At 57.3% G+C, this 1,321-nt stretch carries 1 protein-coding gene; it reads right to left on the bottom strand.

Features of this window, described 5'->3' with window-relative positions; all coding sequences use genetic code 11:
• Positions 1-70: 70 nt before the first annotated feature.
• Entirely contained in the window at positions 71-1,150 is a 1,080-nt protein-coding gene (locus tag IEY61_RS30860) for an AAA family ATPase (protein WP_189050870.1), read from the bottom strand.
• Positions 1,151-1,321 lie beyond the last annotated feature (171 nt).

Raw genomic sequence — 1,321 nt, forward strand, 5'->3', positions numbered from 1 at the left:
CGCCACCCTGCGTTCTTACCTGTCCACTGCCGCCAAGCACGGCATGGACGCCCTCGACGTGCTCAAGCAACTATTCACCACCGGGCCGTGGTTGCCCCAAACGGCTACCCCAAGCTGAATACGTACCGTAGAGCTTCTTAGATTCGTCGGCCGAGCCCTTCTGATCAGCATCCAGAACACCGAATACCCGGATGCGAGATGCCCGCAAGAGGCTTCTGACGCCCGATTTTACGTTACCTTCACCGCCGGCCGGCACAATTTCAATACCTGCGACAGGCAAGCCGAGGCAAGCAAATACCTCGGAGAGAAAAGATGCCGCAAAGTCATCTTCTACCAGAATAAGCGTTTCAACCGGCACCTCCATTCCGACAATACTGCGCACCTGCTCGGAGGACTCGGCCTTCATTACTACCACTTTCCCGCCGGGACCTCGAACACAAACTCGGACGTTTGCGGCCGGAAAGCGAGATAGCACCTGCGGAGAATGGGTCGCAATGAGGAGTTGAAGGTTTCCTCCAAGCGCACGGCGGGCAACTTCATCAACAAAGGGCCTGTGACCCCTCAACGCCAAGAATGACTCCGGTTCATCCATCATGAACAGGCAACCCGGTTGCAAGCGCTCCAGCTCCCAAAGAACCCGGTAGACCCAGAGCTCACCCAAGCTAAATGTCGTGTTATCAGCAACAGCTCCACCACTTACCGCAGTGACGTAAGGGCCTTGAGAGAACCATTGTTCGTCATCGCTGCCATCGAGGAGAATTGTTTGCATGCGAATCGAGTCGTAGGTTTTTCCAAGGATCGCCCTAACGGCAGTTCGTTCAGCCGGCGTGAAGTCGCGCGCATACACCGGCCGATCCATGCCGAATGAGAACTGCTGATAATACCAGATGAAATCATTGGCCAACTCGGCCGAACTAACAAAGGTGGGCCAATGACTAGGGCCCAAAAGTTCCGCCCAGATCGCAGCCCGCTCATGCTCAGCCACCGAAAGGTCAACTACCGCGCTTACTGGTTCGCCCTTGACCGACAAGACTAGTTCGACCACACCCGTCAGCGGCTTTACGTCGGGCTCAAAATGACTACCTCCCCCAACAAAGGGCGGGGTTCGACTGTTATGCCCTAACGCCGCCTCAATGAGACGTAGCAGCAAGGTCTTTCCGGCACCATGCGAACCGACGATGCACGTCGCTTTGTCTAGTACGGCAGCCGCCAATTGCTAGCTGACCAGGGCGTAGTCGCGGTTCAGCCGTGTGCGTTGGTGGAACCAGCGGGCGCGGGCCTGGTGGCGGCGTCGCCAGTTGAGCCAGTGCGTGTCGTGGCC

Source organism: Micromonospora sonchi (genome assembly GCF_014646235.1).
GTDB classification, from domain to species: Bacteria; Actinomycetota; Actinomycetes; order Mycobacteriales; family Micromonosporaceae; genus Micromonospora; species Micromonospora sonchi.